At 72.5% G+C, this 20,895-nt stretch carries 19 protein-coding genes and 1 pseudogene; 10 read left to right on the top strand and 10 right to left on the bottom strand.

Translation table 11 applies throughout. The annotated features are described in order from the left end of the window. Positions 1 to 55: 55 nt before the first annotated feature. Together ACWZEH_RS22955 and dapE are read right to left on the bottom strand one after the other, a co-directional pair. Entirely contained in the window at positions 56 to 814 is a 759-nt protein-coding gene (locus ACWZEH_RS22955; RefSeq protein ID WP_456192995.1) for an LOG family protein, read from the bottom strand. A 156-nt stretch (positions 815 to 970) separates the two neighbouring features. Then, complete coding sequence (gene dapE, locus ACWZEH_RS22950) at positions 971 to 2,050, bottom strand: succinyl-diaminopimelate desuccinylase (protein ID WP_456192994.1); 1,080 nt, start codon at positions 2,048 to 2,050, stop codon at positions 971 to 973. Between the two features lie 81 nt (positions 2,051 to 2,131). On the opposite strand from dapE, the gene ACWZEH_RS22945 reads away from it, so the two are divergent. Both ACWZEH_RS22945 and ACWZEH_RS22940 read left to right on the top strand, forming a co-directional pair. Then, a complete protein-coding gene (locus ACWZEH_RS22945) occupies positions 2,132 to 3,160 on the top strand; it encodes a VldE C-terminal domain-containing protein (RefSeq protein ID WP_456192993.1) in 1,029 nt (342 codons plus the stop codon). A 345-nt stretch (positions 3,161 to 3,505) separates the two neighbouring features. Then, entirely contained in the window at positions 3,506 to 3,832 is a 327-nt protein-coding gene (locus tag ACWZEH_RS22940; protein ID WP_456192992.1) for an ATP-binding protein, read from the top strand. A 110-nt stretch (positions 3,833 to 3,942) separates the two neighbouring features. Here ACWZEH_RS22940 and ACWZEH_RS22935 read toward each other — a convergent pair whose 3' ends face one another. Together ACWZEH_RS22935 and fdxA are read right to left on the bottom strand one after the other, a co-directional pair. Next, a complete protein-coding gene (locus ACWZEH_RS22935; protein ID WP_456192991.1) occupies positions 3,943 to 5,064 on the bottom strand; it encodes a bifunctional succinyldiaminopimelate transaminase/glutamate-prephenate aminotransferase in 1,122 nt (373 codons plus the stop codon). 122 nt (positions 5,065 to 5,186) lie between these two features. Continuing rightward, a complete protein-coding gene (gene fdxA / locus ACWZEH_RS22930; protein ID WP_055572727.1) occupies positions 5,187 to 5,504 on the bottom strand; it encodes a ferredoxin in 318 nt (105 codons plus the stop codon). A gap of 140 nt (positions 5,505 to 5,644) precedes the next feature. Between fdxA and ACWZEH_RS22925 the strand changes: the two genes are divergently transcribed. The 4 genes from ACWZEH_RS22925 to ACWZEH_RS22910 all read left to right on the top strand — a co-directional run bounded on the left by ACWZEH_RS22925 (position 5,645) and on the right by ACWZEH_RS22910 (position 10,085). After that, complete coding sequence (locus tag ACWZEH_RS22925; RefSeq protein WP_456199783.1) at positions 5,645 to 6,703, top strand: GNAT family N-acetyltransferase; 1,059 nt, start codon at positions 5,645 to 5,647, stop codon at positions 6,701 to 6,703. Between the two features lie 17 nt (positions 6,704 to 6,720). Beyond that, complete coding sequence (locus ACWZEH_RS22920; RefSeq protein ID WP_456192990.1) at positions 6,721 to 7,584, top strand: transglutaminase family protein; 864 nt, start codon at positions 6,721 to 6,723, stop codon at positions 7,582 to 7,584. 91 nt (positions 7,585 to 7,675) lie between these two features. Continuing rightward, the gene (locus ACWZEH_RS22915) at positions 7,676 to 8,149 is read left to right on the top strand and encodes a MarR family winged helix-turn-helix transcriptional regulator (protein ID WP_456192989.1); all 474 of its coding nucleotides are present in this window, start codon (positions 7,676 to 7,678) and stop codon (positions 8,147 to 8,149) included. Positions 8,150 to 8,450: 301 nt separating this feature from the next. Continuing rightward, positions 8,451 to 10,085, top strand: coding sequence for an MFS transporter (locus tag ACWZEH_RS22910; RefSeq protein WP_456192988.1), 1,635 nt, complete (start codon positions 8,451 to 8,453; stop codon positions 10,083 to 10,085). A 274-nt stretch (positions 10,086 to 10,359) separates the two neighbouring features. Here the strand turns inward: ACWZEH_RS22910 and ACWZEH_RS22905 are convergent, their stop codons facing one another. The 3 genes from ACWZEH_RS22905 to mshB form a co-directional block, all read right to left on the bottom strand. After that, positions 10,360 to 12,693: a peptidoglycan binding domain-containing protein gene (locus ACWZEH_RS22905; RefSeq protein ID WP_456192987.1), complete on the bottom strand. Its 2,334-nt coding sequence runs from the start codon at positions 12,691 to 12,693 to the stop codon at positions 10,360 to 10,362. A 196-nt stretch (positions 12,694 to 12,889) separates the two neighbouring features. Continuing rightward, positions 12,890 to 13,318 (bottom strand): DUF6113 family protein, encoded by a 429-nt coding sequence (locus tag ACWZEH_RS22900; protein WP_456192986.1) that lies wholly within the window; start codon positions 13,316 to 13,318, stop codon positions 12,890 to 12,892. Continuing rightward, the gene (gene mshB / locus ACWZEH_RS22895; RefSeq protein ID WP_456192985.1) at positions 13,315 to 14,217 is read right to left on the bottom strand and encodes an N-acetyl-1-D-myo-inositol-2-amino-2-deoxy-alpha-D-glucopyranoside deacetylase; all 903 of its coding nucleotides are present in this window, start codon (positions 14,215 to 14,217) and stop codon (positions 13,315 to 13,317) included. Before mshB ends, ACWZEH_RS22900 begins: the two co-directional genes overlap by 4 nt. 392 nt (positions 14,218 to 14,609) lie before the next feature. On the opposite strand from mshB, the gene ACWZEH_RS22890 reads away from it, so the two are divergent. Beyond that, positions 14,610 to 14,747, top strand: coding sequence for a hypothetical protein (locus ACWZEH_RS22890; RefSeq protein WP_456192984.1), 138 nt, complete (start codon positions 14,610 to 14,612; stop codon positions 14,745 to 14,747). Between the two features lie 124 nt (positions 14,748 to 14,871). Here ACWZEH_RS22890 and ACWZEH_RS22885 read toward each other — a convergent pair whose 3' ends face one another. Together ACWZEH_RS22885 and ACWZEH_RS22880 are read right to left on the bottom strand one after the other, a co-directional pair. Then, complete coding sequence (locus ACWZEH_RS22885) at positions 14,872 to 16,074, bottom strand: VanZ family protein (RefSeq protein ID WP_456192983.1); 1,203 nt, start codon at positions 16,072 to 16,074, stop codon at positions 14,872 to 14,874. 236 nt (positions 16,075 to 16,310) lie between these two features. Next, positions 16,311 to 16,753: pseudogene (locus ACWZEH_RS22880) on the bottom strand (transposase); the annotation flags it as partial. Positions 16,754 to 17,257: 504 nt separating this feature from the next. Here ACWZEH_RS22880 and ACWZEH_RS22875 point away from each other — a divergent pair. Further along, a complete protein-coding gene (locus ACWZEH_RS22875) occupies positions 17,258 to 18,436 on the top strand; it encodes a Cmx/CmrA family chloramphenicol efflux MFS transporter (RefSeq protein ID WP_456192982.1) in 1,179 nt (392 codons plus the stop codon). Positions 18,437 to 19,116: 680 nt separating this feature from the next. Here ACWZEH_RS22875 and ACWZEH_RS22870 read toward each other — a convergent pair. Then, positions 19,117 to 19,593, bottom strand: coding sequence for an ATP-binding protein (locus ACWZEH_RS22870; protein ID WP_384055778.1), 477 nt, complete (start codon positions 19,591 to 19,593; stop codon positions 19,117 to 19,119). A gap of 155 nt (positions 19,594 to 19,748) precedes the next feature. Here ACWZEH_RS22870 and ACWZEH_RS22865 point away from each other — a divergent pair, with 155 nt between their 5' ends. Both ACWZEH_RS22865 and ACWZEH_RS22860 read left to right on the top strand, forming a co-directional pair. Continuing rightward, positions 19,749 to 20,633: a helix-turn-helix domain-containing protein gene (locus tag ACWZEH_RS22865; RefSeq protein WP_456192981.1), complete on the top strand. Its 885-nt coding sequence runs from the start codon at positions 19,749 to 19,751 to the stop codon at positions 20,631 to 20,633. Then, entirely contained in the window at positions 20,630 to 20,839 is a 210-nt protein-coding gene (locus tag ACWZEH_RS22860) for a DUF397 domain-containing protein (protein WP_456192980.1), read from the top strand. The genes ACWZEH_RS22865 and ACWZEH_RS22860 overlap by 4 nt, the downstream gene beginning before the upstream one ends. Positions 20,840 to 20,895: the final 56 nt, after the last annotated feature.

The raw sequence follows: 20,895 nt of genomic DNA, 5'->3' as shown, positions 1-20,895 counted from the left end.
TGACCCAAGGACCGCGCCCGCCCACGCCGGCACCCGGCCGGTCAGGAGGTGGGCCTCAGCGGCCCGCTTCCTTCGAGACCAGGGCCACCGCTTCGTCCACGTCGTCCGTGACGTGGATGAGGAGGAGGTCCTTGTCGGCTGCCTTGCCCTGGGCGATGACCGTGTTGCGCAGCCAGTCGACCAGACCGCCCCAGTACTCGGTGCCGAACAGGACGATGGGGAACTGGGTGATCTTCTGCGTCTGGACCAGGGTCAGCGCCTCGAAGAGTTCGTCGAGGGTGCCGAGGCCGCCGGGCAGGACGACAAAGCCCTGCGAGTACTTGACGAACATCAGCTTGCGGACGAAGAAGTACCGGAAGTTCAGGCCGATGTCGACGTAGCTGTTGAGTCCCTGCTCGAAGGGCAGTTCGATGCCGAGGCCGACCGAGATGCCGTTGGCGTCGCAGGCGCCCTTGTTGGCCGACTCCATGGCCCCGGGGCCGCCGCCGGTGATGACGGCGAAGCCCGCCTCGACCAGGCCCCGGCCGAGTCGGACGCCGGCCTCGTACTCCGGTGAGTCCACCGGGGTGCGGGCCGAGCCGAAGACGCTGATGGCGGGCGGCAGTTCGGCGAGGGTGCCGAAGCCCTCGATGAACTCCGACTGGATCCGCAGCACCCGCCAGGGGTCGGTGTGCACCCAGTCCGAGGGCGCGCGCCCGTCCAGCAGCCGCTGGTCCGTGGTGCTCGCCTGGACCTGGTCCCGCCTGCGGAGCACCGGACCCAGCCGCCGCTCCTCCGGTGGGCTCTGCTTGCCCTCGGGGTTGCCAGTAGCCATATGTGCTCCCTCCGGTTGCGGTCTCCCCCGCTCGGGAGATGCCGAGATCCGGAGGAGAGGTCGTTCCACTTCAGCGTAGATCCACGCGGGTTACGTCTGGGGGACGTCAGCATGTCCGCAGAGAAGCGTTCCAAACGCCCTGCCGGGGCGGCGCGCTCACGCGGTCAGCCAGGTCCGCAGCCGCTCCTCCCCCGCGATGATCTTCGCGGTCTCCACGCGTTCGTCCCGCTTGTGCGCCAGGTGCGGGTTGCCGGGACCGTAGTTGACGGCCGGGACGCCGAGCGCGGAGAAGCGGGAGACGTCCGTCCAGCCGTACTTGGGCCGGGGGGTGCCGCCCACCGCCTCGATGAAGGCGGCCGCGGCCGGGTGGGAGAGGCCGGGCATGGCCGCGCCGCTGTGGTCGTCGACGACGAACTCGCTCACGCCGCAGTCGGCGAAGACCTCGCGGACGTGGGCGAGGGCTTCGGCCTGAGAGCGGTCGGGGGCGTAGCGGAAGTTGACGGCGACGACGCACTCGTCGGGGATGACGTTGCCGGCCACGCCCCCGGAGATGCCCACCGCGTTCAGGCCCTCGCGGTACTCCAGGCCGTCGATCACCGGGTACCGCGGCTCGTAGGAGGCGAGGCGGGCGAGGACGGGGGCCGCCGCGTGGATCGCGTTGGAGCCCATCCAGCCGCGCGCGGAGTGGGCCCGCTCGCCGGTGGTCCTCAGGAGCACCCGGAGCGTGCCCTGACAGCCGCCCTCGACCTGGCCGTCGGAGGGCTCGAGGAGAACCGCGAAGTCGCCCTCCAGCCAGTCGGGATGCTGCTCGGCGACGTGCTTGAGGCCGTTGAGGTCCGCGGCGACCTCCTCGTTGTCGTAGAAGACGAAGGTCAGGTCCCGGTTGGGTGCGGGGACGGTGGCCGCGATGCGCAGCTGGACGGCCACGCCCGCCTTCATGTCGCAGGTTCCGCAGCCCCACAGCACGCCGTCCTCGTCGAGCCGGGAGGGGACGTTGTCCGCGATCGGGACCGTGTCGATGTGACCGGCGAGGATCACGCGCTCCTCGCGCCCCAGGTTCGTACGGGCCACGACGTTGTTGCCGTACCGGTCGACCGTGAGGTGCGGCAGGGTGCGCAGGGCGGATTCGACCGCGTCCGCGAGCGGCTTCTCCGTGCCGCTGACGGAGGGGAAGTCGACGAGCCGCGCGGTCAGGAGCGCCGCGTCCAGGGTGAGGTCAAGCGGGGTGTCGGCCATGCCGACGACCCTAACGCGCTGGTGCGGGCGCACTGTCCACACCCGGCACACACGCCTCGTACTCTCCAGTACCTTGTACGCGTGTCAGAGTCACCGCCTCCTTCCAAGCGTCGTGGCCGCTTCTTCCGCTTCGGGGCGGCCCTGGTGGTCCTCCTCGGAGTCGCCGGCTACCTGGCTGTCCAGTACGACACGGGCGGCGGTCCGAGCGGGCCGGGCTGCCGGGTCGTGTCCGCCAAGGGCGACGGGGCCACCTACGAGTTCACGCCCGAGCAGGCGGTGAACGCGGCGACGATCACGGCCGTGGGCACCGCGCGCGACCTGCCCGAGCGGGCCGTGACGATCGCGCTGGCGACCGCCCTCCAGGAGTCGGCGCTGCGCAACATCGACTTCGGGGACCGCGACTCGCTCGGCCTGTTCCAGCAGCGGCCTTCGCAGGGCTGGGGCACGCCGGAGGAGATCATGGACCCGGCGTACTCGGCGGGGAAGTTCTACGACGGTCTGGAGGAGGTGCCGGGGTACACCCGGCTGCCGCTCACCGTCGCCGCCCAGCGGGTGCAGCTCAGCGGCTTCCCGCAGGCGTACGCCAAGCACGAGCCGGACGCCACCCTGCTGGCCGCCGCTCTCACCGGCCGCCGTTCGGCGGCCACCCTGACCTGCGCGGGCCGCCCGGCGGCGACCCGCGCGGCGGGGGCGGACGCGGTACGGGACGCGCTGGCACGCGACTTCGGGCGGGACGCCCTGGAGCCGGCCGGTGCCGAGGTCGGCGACCCGGCGGACTCCTCCTCCGCTCCCGGGGACAAAGACACCGGCTCGGACGGGCGGACCATGACGCTGCCGGTCTCCACCGAGGCGGATCCCGGCCGGAAGGGCAGGGACCAGGGCTGGCAGCTGGCCCACTGGGCCGTGGCCAACGCCTCCGCGCTGCACATCGAGCGGGTGTCGTACGCGGGGGAGGAGTGGACCGCCGGGGGCGACGGCGACCGGTGGAGCCCGATCGACGGCGAGGACGGCGAGGACGGCGAGGACGGCGAGGACGGCAAGAACTCCGCGGGCTCGGACGGCGGTGCGGACGGCGGTGCGGACACGGTCCGGATCACGACCGCGCAGTAGTCCGCGCGGCCCCGTGCGCAGCCGCCCGCACAGTTGCCCGATGACTCGCCCCCAGGGGTTGCCCCGGGGGTCGGGCCCTTGACGGGATGAGCGGGTTTCGCGTGCCGGCCCCCGGTTCGGCCCACCCCTTGGGGCTTGGGCGCTGTAACCATTCGGCAGCCCATCGAACGGCGTACCGTTCGTCCGCTTTTCGGCGTAGCTGATAATGCGACGCATTGCCAACTCTTTACGTCGCCGCACCGCAACCTTCCCGCCCTTCGAGCGGTAGTCACTGCGTCCGAGTCCGGAGGCCGATCACCGGGTCCGGCTGGACGTCTCACCGTTCTCTCCCGCCGAAGGAGCACCATGTCCCTCCCCCTGACCCGTCGGATCGCCCGTGCCGCGCTGCTCGTCGCCGCCGGAGCCGCCGCCGGGGTCGGTGCGGCCGGTTCCGCCGTCGCGGCCCCCGAGCTGCCGGTCAGCCCGAGCGTCGGCGGCCTGACCGTCCTGGACGAGGCCGGCGCGACCGGCACCGTGGACGACGCGACGCACACCGTCACCGACACCGCGGGCAACGCCGGAGGCCAGGCACTCGAGCAGGCCGCCGGGGACGCGCTGCCGGCCGACGCCGTCGGCCTGGACGGCGTGCCGGCCGCCCGGACCCTCCCGGCCACCGCGCTGCCGCTCGGCTGACGCGCCCGGATCCACGGGGATCCGGCCGGCTCCGCCCGGACCGCACGAGCGCCGTCGGGGCCCAGGAGGAACCTGGGCCCCGACGGCGCTCGTGTCTCCGCTCCCCCGCGTCACGCCTTCAGTCGTTCCACCGCCGCCCGTACCCGCTCGTCCGTGGCGGTGAGGGCGACGCGTACGAACCGCTCGCCGGCCGGACCGTAGAAGTCGCCCGGTGCGACCAGGATGCCGCGCTCGGCGAGGCGGGCGACGGTGTCCCAGCAGGACTCGTCGCGGGTGGCCCACAGGTAGAGCCCGCCCTCGCTGTGCTCGATGCGGAAGCCGTGTCCGAGGAGGGCCATCCGCAGGGCGGTGCGGCGGGCCGTGTAGCGCTCGCGCTGGACGCGGACGTGGTCGTCGTCGCCCAGGGCCGCCACCACGGCCGCCTGGGTGGGCGCCGAGGTCATCATGCCGCCGTGCTTGCGGATCTGCAGCAGCGGGCCGAGGACGGCGGGGTCGCCGGCCAGGAAGGCGGCGCGGTAGCCCGCGAGGTTGGACCGCTTGGACAGCGAGTGCACGGCGACGATGCCGTCGTACGAGCCGCCGTTGACGTCCGGGTGCAGCACCGAGACCGGGTCGGCGTCCCAGCCCAGTTCGAGGTAGCACTCGTCGGAGAAGACGAGGACGCCGTGCTCGCGGGCCCAGGCGACGATACGGGTCAGCTCCGCCCTGGGGAGCACCTGGCCCGTGGGGTTGGACGGGGAGTTCAGCCAGAGGAGCTTCAGGCCGGCCGGGTCCAGCTCGGTCGGGCCCGGCGCGTCGGCGCCTGGTGTCAGCGAGTACGCCTCGTACTCCGCGCGGGCCAGGCGGGCGCCGACCTCGTACGTCGGATAGGCCAGGAGCGGGTACGCCACCCGGTCGCCGGGGCCGAGGCCCAGCTGGGTGGGGAGCCAGGCGACCAGTTCCTTGGAGCCGACGACCGGCAGCACGTGGTCGTGGGTGATGTCACGGGCGCCCAGGCGGCGCTCCACCCAGCGGGTGAGCGCGTCGCGCAGTTCCGGGGTGCCCCGGACCGTGGGATAGCCCGGGGAGTCCGCGGCGGCGATCAGGGCCTTCTGGATCGGCTCGGGGACCGGGTCGACGGGGGTGCCGACGGAGAGGTCGACGATGCCGTCGGGGTGCGCGGCGGCCGTCTTCTTGTAGGGCTCCAGCTTGTCCCAGGGGAAGGTGGGCAGCCGGTCGGAGACTGCGGACACGGGTTCTCGCTCACTTTCTGGTGCGGCAAACGCCTCGGCCCCGTGCGGCGCCGATCGGGGTGATCAGGCCGTACGGGACCGTGGCGGCGCGGGCGGGGGCCGCTTTGGGGCCGCCCGAATGCTTACGCCTGCGGCGGCAGCGCGGCGATGAACGGGTGGTCGCGCTCGATCAGCCCGAGCTTGCTGGCGCCGCCGGGCGAGCCGAGGTCGTCGAAGAACTCGACGTTCGCCTTGTAGTAGTCCTTCCACTCCTCGGGAGTGTCGTCCTCGTAGAAGATGGCCTCGACCGGGCAGACCGGTTCACAGGCGCCACAGTCGACGCATTCGTCCGGGTGGATGTACAAGGACCGCTGGCCCTCGTAGATGCAGTCGACCGGGCACTCCTCGATGCACGCCTTGTCCTTCACGTCGACACAAGGCTGCGCGATGACGTAGGTCACGCTGTCGTTCCTCCTCGATAGGGCGCTGGCGGGCCTCCTCAGGCTCCGCCGCCTGGCGCGCGGGAGCGCGGCGTCGTCGATGCCCGCCCCTAGTATCTCCGTTCCTGGGCACGATCCGAACAGGAGGGGTGAACCGACCTGTGGAAATATCCGCCGCCGGACGTCTCGAGGTCCGCATCACCACCGCTGACGTGGGTAAACGGGTCTCCGTACGGAGCTTGATCGAACATGGTCCCCCGGGTGAGAAGTTCACCGACGCCGTCGGAGTTCTCACATCATGGGACAGCGGTGTGCTGCGGATCACTCAAAAGAGCGGCGAGAGCGTGCTCGTGAGGGAGTCCGCGCTGGCCGCGGGCAAGGTGGTCCCGTCCGCACCGGCCCGCCGGCGCGGTCCGGCCGCCTCGTACGAGGAGCTGGCACGGGTCGCCGCGCGGGCGTGGCGGCCCGTGGAGAGCGAGCCGCTGGGCGCGTGGGAGCTGAGGGCTGCGGCCGGGTTCACCCGCCGGGCCAACTCGGTGCTGCCGCTCGGCGACCCGGGCGCGGAGCTGGACGAGGCGCTGACGGCCGTGCGCCGCTGGTACGCCGGGCGCGGGCTGCCCGCCTACGTGCAGACGGCGACCGGCGCCGAGGGGACGCAGGAGGCGCTGGGCGCGGAGCTGGAGCGGCGGGGCTGGGTGCGGGAGGTGACCGCCGAGTTGTGGGTCGGCGGGCTCGCGCCGGTGGCCGACCTGGGACCGGCACCGTCCGGCACGGAGTCCGCCGGGGTGGACGTCGTCCTGTCCCGGGAGGCCGACGAGGCGTGGCTGGCGCGCTACCGGCGCCGGGGTCTGGGCGAGGTCGCCCTGAAGGTGCTGGGCAGCGGTCCGTCGGTGTGGTTCGCGACCGTGCCCGGGGACGACGGGGGCGCGGGTGGCGCTCCCGCGGCCATCGGGCGGTGTGTCGTGGACGGGCGGTGGGCCGGTTTCGCGGCCGTCGAGGTGGATCCGGCGCTGCGGCGGCGTGGGCTCGCGACCGCCGTGATGGCCGCGCTGGCCCGGCGGGCGCTCGACGAGGGCGCGTCGGCCGCCTGGCTCCAGGTGGAGGTCGACAACGCGGGAGCGCGCGCCCTGTACGACAGAATGGGTTTCGCCGCACACCACGCCTACCACCACTACCGCGCGCCCCGGTCGTCGGCTCCGGCCGGTGACGGGTCGCCCTGAGAGGGCACGAACCGGTCATGCGCTCCCCCCATCCCCCGCCCCCGGAACGCTCCGCCGAACTGCGGCGGCGGTTCACCGAGGAGGCCCGGTCCGAGCGGCCGGATCTCGCCACGCTGTGCCTGCTGGTCGGCGCGGAGGCGGACGGCACGCTGGACGAGGCGGGCATCGACGCCGCCCAGATCGAGCTGGACGCGCTGGCGGGCCGTCTCCCCCACCGGCCCGGCGCCCCGCGCGCGTGGGCGTCGGCGCTGCGGGAGCTGCTGGGCGAGCGGTGCGGCTTCCACGGCACCCCGGGCGACTACCAGCGTCTGGAGTCGTCGCTGCTGCACGAGGTGCTGCGGCGCCGGCGCGGGCTGCCGATCCTGCTGTCGGTGGTGTGGCTGGAGGTCGCCCGGCGGGCGGGGGCACCGGTGTACGGGGTCGGCCTGCCCGGCCACTTCGTGGTCGGCCTTGGGGAGGGTGGCGCGAAGGCGGAGCAGCAGGTGTTCGTCGATCCCTTCGAGGGCGGCCGGGTGCTGACCGGGGCGGACACGGAGCTGCTGGTCGCCGGGGCGACGGGGGCGCGGCTGGACCCGTCGATGCTGACGCCGGCCGATCCGCTGGAGGTCGTGCTGCGCGTCCTGAACAACATCCGGGCGTGGGCCGAGGCCCGCCCGGAGCGGTCGGACGTGTCGCTGTGGGCGCTGGACCTGTCCCTGCTGCTCCCCTCACGGCCGGCGGAGCTGCGCTACGAACGGGCCCGGTTGCTGGTGCGGCGCGGCGATCTCCTCGCCGGCGCGGAGGAGCTGGAGACGTACGCCGACGTGGTGGCCGCGATGGACGAGCCGACGGCGGACCGGATCCGCGGCGAGGCCCGAGCGGCACGGGCGCTGCTCAACTGAGGCCCGCCCCGTGAGCCCCGTGAGCCGTGCCCAAAGGACCCGCCTCACACCTCGCTTGACATAGATATGACCGGATACCTAATATCCACGGGTGTCCACCGGCCATGCCTCCGAACAGCGCGTCGCGCACGTGAGCTCCGAGCTCGCGGCGTGCCTCCCCGTGCTGCACCGGGCCCTGGACCGGCGGGTGGCCGGCGAGTACCCGCACCCGAAGCCGCCCGAGGGGCAGCTCGCGCTGCTGCGCTTCGTCGCGCAGAACGAGGGCACCACGGTCCGCGAGGCGGCCGAGGCCCTGCTGATGAAGCCGAACAACGTCAGCGCGCTGGTCTCCCAGCTCACCGAGCGGGGCGACCTGGAGCGCCGGCAGGACGACGTCGACAGGCGGATCGCCCACCTCCACCTCACGGACGTCTCGCGGCAGCGGATCGCCGAGGTCGCCGCTCTCGAGGAGAGCCACCTCGGCCGGGCGATGCTGTCCCTCACCGACGGTGAACTGGACGCGCTCGGTTCCGCCCTCGGCGCGCTGAAGGCGCTGGCCCGGCAGCTCCACTCCGCGGCCCTCTGACGACGGCGTCACCGCCTCGCGCGGCGCACGCGTTCGCGCGCGTCCCGCGATGAAGCGGTGAGGCGCCCGTCCGTCCTCCGGCGCGTCCGCCCGCCCCCTCGCCGCCCCTCCCCCTTTTCCGAAGCAGTCCTCCCCGGACAGCCCTGTGTACGGCCCCGTGCGCCCCGCCCCGCCCTGCCCTGTCCTGTCCTGCCCTGTCCTGGGCCGGCCGACCGGCCGGGCGCTCCGGTCCTGCTCTCGAACCGCGGCCCTTCGCCGTGCGGTTCGTTCGTCCCCCTTCGAGAAAGAAACGGCTCTCCTCATGGCGTCCACTCCCGTGGATCACTCCGCCCCCGACACGGCCGCCCGGTCGAGGCTCGAGCGGCTTCGGGCCAATCCCTGGCTCGCGCTGTTCGCCGTGTCGTTCGGTCTGCTCATGGTGCAGCTCGACGGCTCCGTCGTCGCCATCGCCAACCCGGCGATCGGCAGGGACCTCGAGGCCGACACGGCCGAGCTGCAGTGGGTCACCAACTCCTACCTGATCGCGCTCGCCGCCTCGATGATCCTCGGCGGCAAGCTCGGCGACCGGTTCGGCCGGCGTTTCCACTACCTCGTCGGCATCGGCGGGTTCGTCGTCACCTCGGTCGCCATCGGCCTGGCCGGCAGCATCGAGGGCGTCATCGTCTTCCGTGCCCTGCAGGGTCTGGCGGGCGGCATCCTGATGCCCAACACCCTGGGCATCCTGCGCGCCGTCTTCCCGCCGAGGAAGTTCACCCTCGCGGTGGGTGTCTGGGGCATGGTCTCGGCCGTGTCGACCTCGCTGGGCCCGATCGTCGGCGGTCTGCTCGTCGAGCACGTCGGCTGGGAGTCGGTCTTCTACCTGAACGTGCCGATCGGCGTCATCGCGCTGCTGTTCAGCGCGGCCGTCCTCGCCGAGTCGAAGAACCCCACCGGTCACCAGCGCTTCGACCTCCCCGGCGTCGTCCTGCTGGCCGCGGGTCTGGTCGCGCTCGTCTTCGGCATCGTGAAGGGCGAGACGTGGGGCTGGACCTCGGCCGGGACCCTCGGCTCCATCGTCCTGGGCCTGGCGCTGCTGGTCGTCTTCGGCTGGTACGAGACCCGGCAGGAACACCCGCTGCTGCCGATGCGCCTGTTCCGCGACCGGTCGCTGACCACCAGCTCGGTCATGACCCTGCTGAACTTCTTCGTGCTGCTCGGCGGCATCTTCTTCATCATGCTGTACCTGCAGAACGTGCGCGGGTACACGCCGGTCGAGGCCGGTGTCAGCACGCTGCCGCTGTCGCTCGCCTCACTGTTCGCCTCTCCGGTCGGCTCCCAGCTGACCACCCGCTTCGGCCCTCGCGTCACGATTCCGCTGGGCCTGGTCCTCTCGGGCGCCGCCATGTTCGGCATGCTCTCCTGGAGCCTCGACTCGTCCTACGCCACGATGTGGCCGCCGTTCGTCGCACTGGGTCTCGGCGTCGGCATCGTGCTGCCCGCCACCGCCGCAGCGATCATCGGCAACGCGCCCGTCCAGGACGGCGGTGTGGCCTCCGGCCTGCAGTCCACCATGCTGCAGATCGGTGGTGCGCTCGGCACGTCGGTGCTGGTCACCGTCATCGCGGGCAAGGTCGGTTCCTCGCTGTTCGGTGAGCTGACCGCCGCGGGGGTCCCGACGGGCCTGGCGCGCGGTCTGGAGCAGGCCGAGGACGCCGTCACGATGGGCATCGCCCCGGTCTCCGGCGACATGCCGGCACAGATCAGGGCCGCGGTCGTCGAGGGCAGCGGCCAGGCGTTCGTCAACGGCCTGCACTCCGCCGTCACCGTCACCGGCGTCCTGTGCCTCGTCGGTGCCGTGGTCGCCGTCATCGGCATCAAGGGCCGCGCCGAGGAGATGAGGGACATGCGTGCCCGGTCGGCGAACGACGAGGAGCCCGTGGCGGCCGTCGCCCACTGAGCGCACCACGGCCCCGTCGTTGCCCGCCCTCGCGCGGGCAACGACGGGGCTGCCAGGACCCGGTCCGGCCCCGACGGCGCCGTTCTCGCAGGGCCGCGCGCACCCCGGGCAGGTACCGCCGGGCCGCGCGGGCTTCGCGTTCCGCCTCACGGCCCGGGGCCGGATCCGCCTGCTCCCGGCGGTGCGGAAACACCTGAGCCCCGCACGACGGGTGTCGTACGGGGCTCGGCCGGCGGATCGGGGCCGGTCCGGCTTCAGCCGGACCGGCCCGGCCTCAGCTGGGATCGGTCTCGATCACGGCGACGCGGTCGCTGGTGCTCTGGAGCGCCGGGCGCAGGGCGCCGATCACGTCCTCGACGGTGACGGGGGTCTTCTCCCCGTTGCCGCGGGTGATGAGCACGCCGTCGAAGACGTCCCCGTAGAGCTCCTGGAGCGCCTTCCGGTCGTAGAACTCGACCAGTTTGCCGTCCTGCGCCTTGACGCCGAGGAACTTCCACAGCGAGTTCTCCGGGCTGAAGGCGATGCTCTGCCCGGTGTCGGTCTGGACCGTGACCAGGCCGGACATCGCGGGCTCGGCGAACTCCTTCATCATCCGGTCGACCTCGGCCTTGGACACCGTGGGTTCCCGGGTGGTCGTCGGCACCGTCACCGCGGACGAGGAGCCGGTCTCGACCTGGGTCCGGTACGCCTCCTCGACCGCCGCGGCCGACTTGTCGGCGTCGATCCCCGCACCGGGCTTGCCGTAGACGGCGACGGCCCTGCCGGACTCGAACCTGATCGTGCCGTCGTTGCCGGAGCCGCCCGCCGACTCCAGGGCGGCCTGCAGCTTCTCCTCGTCGACGGGGATGACGGGGTCGACGACACGGCTGTTGCCGAAGAGCGAGCCGATGACGGAGACCGGGTTGTAGTCGCTCCGGGCCGCCGCGCCGACGGTCTCGGCGGTGTCGAACTGCAGTCCGGCGTTGTCCGGCTCGAGTTCGACGGTCCTGTCCCCGACGGTCAGCTCGAGCGGCTTGTCCAGCCGGTCGGCGAGGGCCTGGTCGAGCGTCTTCACGGCCTCGTCGTGGGTGCCGCCGCCGATGTCCACGCCGAGCACGGTGGTGCCCTTGGGCACGGCGGAGTGGTTCATCAGCAGGCCGGCGCCGTAGGCGACACCGGTGAGCAGGAGCACGCCGCCGACGAGCAGGGGGAGCTTGCGGCGGCCCTTCTTCTTCGGCGCCTTCGAGGAGGTCGCCGGGGGCGGGGTGACCGGGTCGGGCAGCCTGGGCGGCGTGTGCGTGCCGGGGCCGCCGAAGGGGTCGTGCGCGTCGAAGGAGGCGCTCGCCGGGACGACCGGGACACCGCTGGCGGCGGTCTGCCCGGAGACGTTGTCGAGGCGGGCTCCGTAGCCCGGGGTGCCCTGTTCGGGGGCGGGGAGCTGCGGGGTGAGGCTCGCGGTGTCGTCGCTCAGCCCACCACCGGGGTGGGGGCCGCCATGGGCACCGCGCGGACCACCCGGACCGGCAGCACCACCCGGACCGGCAGGACCACCCGGACCGGCAGGACCACCCGGACCGGCAGGACCAGCGGGACCGTCCTGACCGCCGTACGGCGACTGACCGGGGTGACCGGGCCCGCCCGCCTGGCCGGGCTGCCCCGCCTGGCCGTTCCGCGCTCCGAGGTCGTCGTCCGTGAAGAACGGCGTGCCGTCGAGGCGCGGCTCGCCGCCACCGTTCCCGCCCGCGTCCGGGCGCTGGTCGCCCGGACGCGTACCGCCGTTGCCGAGCGGGTTGCCGGCCAGCGCCTCGGTCACGTCGAAGGAACCGGTGCCGCCGCCGTGCCCGGGGGCGACCGGCCCACCGGTCGCGCCGGAGAGCCCGGAGCCGTTGCCGCCCGCGGGTGCGGAACCGTTCGTGCCGCCGGGACCACCGGGACCACCCGGGCCGCCGGGCCGGGAGTTGCCGCCCGTCACGCTCATGCCGCCGCCCACACCGGGCGGACGTCCGCCCGGACGCGCACCGCCGCCGGGAGCACCGGGCGGGCCCGAAGGCCCCGCGCCGAGCGCCCTCGGGCCGCCCGCGGGACCCGAACCGCCCGCCGGGCCCGCCCCGTTGCCGGAGCCGCCGCCCGCGGCACCCTTGCCCGGACCGGACCTGCGGGGCGCGAACCACTCGCTGGTCGGCTTGTCCGGCGGGGCCGCCTGCTGAGGCACGGACGGCTGCGGCGCGGCCCGCGGGCCGCCCGGAGCGGGAGACTCGGCGGCCCCGGGGCCGGTTCCGTTGCCGGCGCCCGGCGCCCGGGGGGAACCCGGCGCCGGTGCCTGGGCGTTGGCCCCGCCACGGTCCCGGTCCGCACCCTGGGTGTCGGTGCCGTCCGTGCCTTCGCCGTCCGTGACGGTCTTGCGCACGACGACCGGCGGAATGGGCCGGGAACCGGGGATGTTGATCCGGATTCTGGTCGTCAGCGTGGTCTCGGTCTTGCGGTCGTCCGGACGCTGCTCGGCAGGCCGGCCCGCGGCCGCCGCCTCACCCGGAACCGCCGGAATCCCGTAGGGCGGGGTGCCCGACGGATATGCGGCTCCGCCGCGCCCGTTGGGCCCGTTGGACGGAGTGTCAGTTTCACGACTCAAGGCAGGTTCTCCTGGTTGGCTCCGCCGCCCGTCACGATCTCACGGTGGGGGTCTCCCCCAACCCGGCCGGAGCCGGGAGTTCGGGGAGGCTCAACGGCGCGCGCACCACCATACTGGCCACATCCGGCCGGTATCTCCGGACCGTGGCGGAAATCCGCACCGGACCCCCGCGCGCGCACCGCTGCGAAGGGGTGCGTCACTTCCCAAGTCGGGCGGGAGCGCCGTCCGGTTGCCGCCCCGGGGCGAGGGTGGCACACATCACAGCGACGGCGATGCCGCCGAGCAGGAAGAGGTAGGAACCGGCTCCCGCGGCGAACAGGAAGTCGCCTTCCGGCCGGCTGACGGTGAGCAGGAGGGCCGCGAGCACCCAGCCGCCGGCGGCCGACGCGGCTCCGGCCCGGCTGCGCAGCGCGAGCGCTCCGCCCAGGCAGAGTCCGGCCTCAGCGGCGAGGGCGAGCAGCAGCCCGCCCGGGAACCACGCGGGCTGCACCAGCGCCCCGGCCACCCCGACCACGGCACCGAGCAGGAACAGCCCCACGCAGACCGCGATTCGCCCGAAGGAGGGCAGCCGCAGCGGCTGGGCCAGCGCCGACACCGGCGTGTCCCCGTTCGTCCGGCCGCTCACGAGGCCTCCCCCGTCCCAAAGGCCGTACCGCCCCCTGTGCTGTCCCCGACCCCGGCGAACAGGTCGCTCTCCCGGCCGAGGGCCCGCGCACCGCGCACCAACTCGTAGTACTCGGTGGTGAACAGCGGCTGGGCGAGTTCGTTGGAGAGCACGAAGTAGGGCGCGTACGGCTCGGCCACGGTGATCTGGGTGGCGTGGGCGCGCATCGCGGCGGCCTTGGCGGCGGCGTACGCGGTGCCGTCGATCTCGGTGGTGACCAGTTCGTCGTCGACGACTCCGGGGACGTCACCGACCTCGCCCGCCTTGTCGAACGGCAGCCCGGGCAGTGCGTCGTCCAGCCGCGCGAAGGCGGCCTCGGCGACGGAGCGTGGCACCCGGTTCCAGTAGACCTTGGGGATGTCCCAGCCGTCCCGGGCGGCGAGTTCGACCGCGCGCATGGCGACGCGGTGCGCCTGGATGTGGTCGGGGTGCCCGTAGCCGCCGTTCTCGTCGTACGTGACGAGCACCTGGGGCCGGACCTCGAGGACGACCTCGGCGAGGAGGCCGGCGGCCTGGTCGACGTCGGCCTGCCAGAAGCAGCCGGGGTCGTCGTTGTCGGGCAGGCCCGTCATCCCGGAGTCGCTGTAGCGCCCGGCGCCGCCGAGCAGCCGGAAGTCCTCGACACCGAGGGCGCGCATCGCCCCGGTCAGCTCCCCCATCCGGTGCTGCCCGAGAGCGGCACCGGACAGGTGGGCCAGCTCGGGCGGGATGACCTCGCCCCGCTCACCGAGCGTGCAGGTGACCAGCGTCACCCGCGCGCCCTCGGCGGCGTAGCGGGCCATGGTGGCCCCGTTGTTGATCGACTCGTCGTCCGGGTGGGCGTGCACCAGCAGCAGCCGCCGAGCGGGCAGTTCCGTCATGGGACCAGCCTACGAGGCGCCCGGCCGGGGCGGGGGCACGGCGTTGTCCCACCCCGCCTTTAGGTTGCGTTCCATGACTTCGAACAGCTCCGGCGCGGCGTCCCGGCTCGACCCGTACCGGGCGCTCCTGGACCGGGGGAACGCCTCACCGGCCCGCGCCCGCAGGGCCGTCCGGGACCTCCTCCTGTTCCCGGAGGGCGGGGAGGCGCTGGGGCTGGCCGCCCGGTTCGCGCGGACGGCGGAGTACGACTCACAGGCCCTGCTGCGGTTGTGGCCGACGGCCGCCGATCCGGACGGCTTCTGCGCACACCTGCCCGCCCCCGCCGCCCCCCGCCGCCGCCGTCTGCAAGGACCTGGTCGGCCGCCGCATCCTCACCGACCAGGGCGCCGCGGTGGGCACCTTCCAGGACATCGACACCGACACCGACACCGGAGCGGTCCTGACCGTGCACGGCGTCAACGACCACCACCCCGGTGCCGCGCTGACCGGCATCGGCTCCTACGCCCTCGTCATCACCACGAGGTCCTGACTCGCCACCAATCCCGAAGCGCCGGGCCTACGGGCGCTGCCCGGACAGAGCCGGGCTCCCTCGTCTTCTGGATGTCCGCTGGGAGGCGCGCCCTGCTTCCGACGGCCAGCGGCCGGAGCGGCGGTCAGTGATCGGCGTCGGGAACGCGGAGATCGGAAGAGCGCGCCCCTGCGGCCTCTCGCGGGGGCGGGACTGGGGATTGACGGGGGTTGCGGAGGGCTGTGTTGACGGTGGAGGTCCACCGTTCGTACCAGGTTCCCTGGTCCCGACGCAGCAGGACTGTCAGTCCTGGGCCGCCCCAAATGAGGACAGCTGCGAGCAGGGTGAGGTGCGGAAGCAGTCGACCGGCGAGTTCGGGGAGCTCGAGCGACGCGGTGTGGTGGGTCAGGGCGGTCCAGGCCAGGGCGAGGGGGCAGTACACGATCCAGGCGCGCAGGGTGAGGCGCAGCGGACCTGCTCGGGTGCCGTCGGGCTGGGTGAGGTGCAGGAGCACGGCCCGTTTGCCGGGGGTGGTCGCGAAGACGGCCGGCAGCAGCCAGAACCAGACCAGCCCGAGGACGGCGCCGATCGGCAGCGCGTAGTGCCGACCGGTATGCCAGGAGGTGGCGACGGCGAGCAGACCGGTGGCCAGTGTCCAGACGATGAGCCAGCCGGCCAGGTCGGTGAGGAAGGCGAAGAGCCGTCGGGTGAGGGTGACGCGCCCTGCGTAGCGGTGGCGTTCACGGTCGGGGTCGTTGACGGGCAGCAGGCGGATGAGAGGGCCGGCGGCGATCCACCCCAGGGCCGCGCCGGCGGTGTTGAGGATGAGGTCGTCCACATTGAACTGCCGGTAGGGGCAGGCGTAGACGAACCACAGACCGGTGTACTGGGTGGTTTCGAAGAACAGGGAGGTGACGAAAGCCGCGGACGCCGCACGGATCAGCCGCTGCCGCAGGTAGTAACGGAGATAGATGCCCAGCGGCAGGAGCAGCACGGCGTTGAGCAGCGTGGTCCAGATAGGGGTGAGATGTACCAGCGCGCCGGGTGACCAGTTGCCGCCACCCGCAGAGGAGATCGTGGCGTGGAAGGCGAAGGGCTCCAACTGCGGTTCTGCGGCGTAGTGGACGGAGGTGCAGTGTTCGTCTGCGCGGGCGGGCAGCGGCATCACCGTCTGCAGCAGCGCGGCGAGCAGGTAGAAAACGAAGCTGTAGAACACGAGAACCGGCCAGCCCCCTGCCCGGCCGCGCCTGCGGTACCCGCGGACTGCGGCCGGCCCCAGGATCACCGCGGCGACGAGCGGGAACAAGGTGATCGCGGCCTCGACGGGCAACAGGTAGGTGCGGAACACGGCATGCGCTTTCTGCGGCTGACGGACGACCGGCTCCGCCGCGGACTGCGGGAAGCAGGTGGCACGGCGAAACGGCCGGCCCGAACGGGCAGGCCAGGCCCGGAGGACTCGATGTGCGTGCCGGATGCCAGAGTAGGGCCCGCGCAGACCGTCGACACGCACAACCACAGGAACGTATGCGCCGGATGACCCGTCCCGACCATGCGCGGAAGCAGTGTGGCGTCGAAGCCCAGGACCAGGCCGGGCACTTCGCGCCCACCGGTTTTCGCCGCCGGTACGCCGCAGCGGGTCCCGGATGCCTGCAGCCGAGCCACTTCCCGTGCCTGAGCCCGGGCTGAGCGCAGGCGGTCCGGTACGCGTTCGCCGACGACGGCCGGCAGCCGCCGGGCCGTCGGCGTCGAGGCGACCGGGCCGAAGACGGCCGGCTCGGCCCGCAGCATCGCCACGTCCGCGAGGCAGTCCCCGCCCAGTGCGACCGCCAGGACGACGTCCAGGAGGACCTCGCCGGGACCGTGGGCAGCCCGCTGCTTACGCCACGGGGCGAGCGCGGCGGATACTGCCTGATCAGGGCCGGTCTTGCGGACCGTCTCCACCAGCAGTACGGACCCGGCCGGGAGACCACCCCGCGGCCGCCGCCCTCGACACGGACATGCGGATACGGCCCGATACGCTTCTTCACCTGGGAAGTGCTTCTTTCCTCGCAGCCAACAGGACCCTCGGCAAGTCCTGTCGTTGCAGGTCAGGAGTACTTCTCATGTTCCTGACCAAGCCTCGAACAGCCCGCTTCGTGAAAGCGCAAGGTCAAGGAGGCGGAGACGCCGGTTCCTCGCGCACTCCTCTTCCGTCTCGCTTGCCGGGCCCGCACCAGCCGGCAGTACTGGCGCGTCCCGGCTTCGTCAGGGCTGCCTCCCCCTCCCCGGCACCTCCCGGATCAGGTTGATGACACAGCCCGGTGCCGGTGAAACGAGGTGCTTCGGCGAGCGTCGGTCAGGTAGCGTGCGAGCCATGTCGAGTCCTGAGTCGGACGAGGTGGGGGCTTTCGGTCACGCCGTCAGCCCCCTGAACCACTGAGCTCGTAGCTCTGCCGTCGCGCCGCATTCCGTGGTGGGACGGCTGTGCCCTTGGGGCTGGCCGCGGTGACGAGATGACCTTCTCGTGCCTCTCCTCACCTCGGAGCCACTCGATGCCTCTCCCGCTGTACCTGCTTGCCATGGCGGTCTTCGCCATGGGCACCTCGGAGTTCATGCTCGCCGGTCTCCTGCCGGACATCGCCTCGGACCTCGACGTCACCGTCGGGACAGCAGGCATGCTCACCCCGGCCTTCGCGATCGGCATGGTCGTCGGCGCCCCTCTCGTGGCCGTGCTTGCCCGCGACTGGCCCAGGCGCTCCAGCCTTCTCGGCTTCATCCTCGCTTTCGCGTCAGCCCACGCCGTGGGCGCCCTCACCACGAGCTTCCCGGTCCTGTTCGCCACCCGGATCGTCGCCGCGCTCGCGAACGCAGGGTTCCTTGCGGTCGCTCTGACGGCTGCCGCCACGCTGGTCTCTCCCGACAGGAAGGGACGCGCGCTGGCCGTGCTGCTGTCAGGTACCACGGTGGCCGTGATCGCCGGTGTCCCCGGCGGGTCGGTACTCGGCACACTGCTCGGCTGGCGGTCCACGTTCTGGGCCGTCGCCGCACTCTGCCTGCCCGCGGCTCTCGGCGTCCTGAAGGGGATCCCCACGGGACGTGGGCGGGAAGAGATGGCCGGCGGGCCGGTCCTGCGAGCGGAGCTCGCCCAGCTCACAAGGCCGCCGTTGATTCTGGTGATGCTGCTCGGCGCGCTGGTGAACGCGGCGACCTTCGCAAGCTTCACCTTCCTCGCCCCCGTCGTGACCGACACCGCCGGACTGGGCGAGCTGTGGATCCCTGTCGTTCTGGTGCTCTTCGGTGCCGGTTCCTTCGCCGGGGTCACCGTCGCCGGCCGGCTGTCCGACCGGCGTCCCGGTGTGGTCATCGCAGTCGGTGGTCCACTGCTGCTCATCGGCTGGCCGGCCCTGGCGGTGCTGGCCGACGAGCCGGTCGCCCTGCTCATCCTCGTGTTCGTGCAGGGTGCGCTGTCGTTCGCGCTGGGCAGCACGCTGATCACGCGGGTCCTCTACGAGGCCGCGGGAGCTCCCACCATGGCCGGCTCGTATGCGACGGCGGCACTCAACGTCGGCGCCGTCGTCGGGCCCCTCGTCGCCGCGACCACCCTCAGCACCACGGCCGGGAACCTCGGGCCGCTGTGGGCAAGCGGACTGCTCGTCGCGATCACACTGCTCACCGCGCTCCGCTTCCGCGCCGTGGTCGCGGTCAGCCGAACCGCCGAGGTGGTCCGATGACGCACTCGAACGTCCCCTTGACCATCGAGGGACACCGAAGACTCAAGGCCGGACGCATCCCCGACGGCGACGGACGGCGAGCCCACGGACGTGACTTCGAACGGGCCAGGGCCGCCCAGCGCGCGAAGACCGCCGGCACCAAGGGCGGGTACGTCCACCCGCACTCCGCCGTCGACGGGTTCTCCCGCCTGGCCCCTACCGAGTTGCTTTCCCGACGAGAAGGCCGCCACCACCGTGGCGTTCTTCAGCCGTGCCCGCGCGTTCCTCGCCGCCCACGGCATCCACCGGATCGTGCGCATGGCCACCGACAACGGCGCCACCTACCGCACCCCGGTCTTCATGAGCTCTCCGGCCCCGTGGGCCTCCCGCCGCCCACGTCATGGCCGCAACACAACTAGGCGGCTTCCCCGCACTCGGTTCGGCAGTCCCGGCAGCGGTCGGGGCCCGGGACGGGGGCGCGGAAGCCTCGGTCGCAGCCGTCGCAGTTGCGGACCTCGGTCTCCGCCGGCGCGGGGTCGACCGGTGCGCGGAAGTGTGGGTCCTGCGTTGGGCCGAGCCTCGGGCCTGGCGGGCCCCGAAATCCAGCCGGACCGGGGATGTTCACCCTCCCGAGTGAGCGCGGGCCACGGGCGGGAGGGGTGGGGTTCGGTGGGGGTTCTTTCCCCCACGTTCTTTGTCCTTCAGTCGTCAGCGCCACCGGAACCGGCGGGGCCGTGTTCCGGTGGCGCAAGGCTCAACTCCGCCCACACGGTTTTCCGCGGGAACCTCCCCTCCACCACCCCCCAGCGGTCGGCCAGCGCCTCCACGAGCAGCAGCCCACGGCCCGACTCGTCCCCCGCGGCGGGCTCCTGCCGCGCGGGCAGCCGGTCGGCCCGCGTGTCGGTGACCTCGATGCGGAGCGTGGAGCCGACGACGTACAGCGTGAGGCGGAAGCTGCGGCCGGGCAGCCGGCCGTGCGTGGCGGCGTTGGCCGCCAGCTCCGCCACCACATGGCTCGCCGCCTCGTGGGGCAGGCCCCAGCTCCGGAGCGCGTCCACCGCGAGCAGACGGCCCAGCCGGGCCCCGCGCGGGGTGGACGACAACAGCATGGTGGTGTGGCGGACTTCGTGGCCGGGTCGGGTGTCCGTCCCGGTGATCTCCCGAGTTTTCTGATTCACGTCACTCAGCGTGGCCGACCGGACGTACCGTGGAGAGTAATCGCGCTGCTGCGTACGGTGACCGTCCAGGGCTTGTCCGGCCCTGTCCGAAGTGTCGAAACGGCCCCCGCCGGCACCGCGTGACGGTACGGCGCGACACAGCGGAGGAGCACGACATGTCGGTGGACGGCGAGGCGGTACGGGTCACGACCGAGGCGGACCGGACGGACGAACCGGGGTGGGAGGTCGACCCCGACGACGACTGGGCGCTCGCGGCAGTCGCCACCGTGGGTCGGCAGTTGAGGCTCCGCCGGGAGGCGGCGGGCATGCGGGTCGGCGAGTTCGCGGTGGCGGTGGGTTACGGCGCCGATCTGGTCTACAAGATCGAGAGCGGCAAGCGCATCCCCCGGCCCGAGTACCTGGACACGGCGGACGAGGTGTTCAACGCCGGTGGCCTCATCGCGGCGATGAAGGAGGACGTGAGGAAGGTCCGGTATCCGAAGAAGGTGCGGGATCTGGCGCAGTTGGAGGCGCGAGCGGTTGAGCTTCAGCTGTACGACCCGCTTCACATCCACGGTCTGTTGCAGACCCCGGAGTGCGCGCGTGCGCTTCTGTCGATGCGGCGTCCGGCTTACGCAGCCGACCAGGTGGAGCAGTTCATTGCAGCACGCGTGGCCCGCAAGGAAATCTTCGAACGGGACCCGGCACCTGAACTCAGCTTCGTGTTGGAGGAGTGGACACTTCGACGGCCGCTGGGGGGAAGAACCGTCCTGCGCAACCAGCTTGAGTACCTGCTTGAGGCGGGGCAGTTGCGTAACGTTGAGCTGCAAGTGATGCCGATGGACCGCGATGAGCACGCCAGTGTGGATGGCGGCATCGAGGTGCTCAAGTTCGAGGACGGTTCAGCGATCGGCCGCTCCCCAGCGGTGGCCAACGGACGGCCTGTTTCCGAGCTGAGGCAGCTCCGTATCCTGGAACTGCGGTATGGCATCATCCGGGCTCAGGCGCTCACACCACGTGAGTCGACGGTCTTCATCGAAGAACTGCTGGGGGAGACATGATCCGCAAGCCCTCGTCCGGGGACACCTCGGGCCTGGCGTGGTTCAAGAGCAGCTACAGCAGCGGCAGTGAGGGCGACTCATGCGTAGAGATCGCCATCCAGCCCGGCACCCTCCACGTCCGTGACTCCAAGGACGTGGAGGGCGGCCGACTGACCTTCTCCCCCGCCGCGTGGGCCGACTTCGTGCCGTACGCGGTCGAGGGCTGACGGGCCGTTCCTACTCGCTTGTCGCGGGCGATCAGGTCCTCGTAGCCGAACTTCTT

The sequence above is a fragment of the Streptomyces yamdrokensis genome (genome assembly GCF_053890455.1).
The sequence above is the reverse complement of the archived record's forward strand: the minus strand, read 5'-3'. Positions and strand labels throughout refer to the sequence as shown.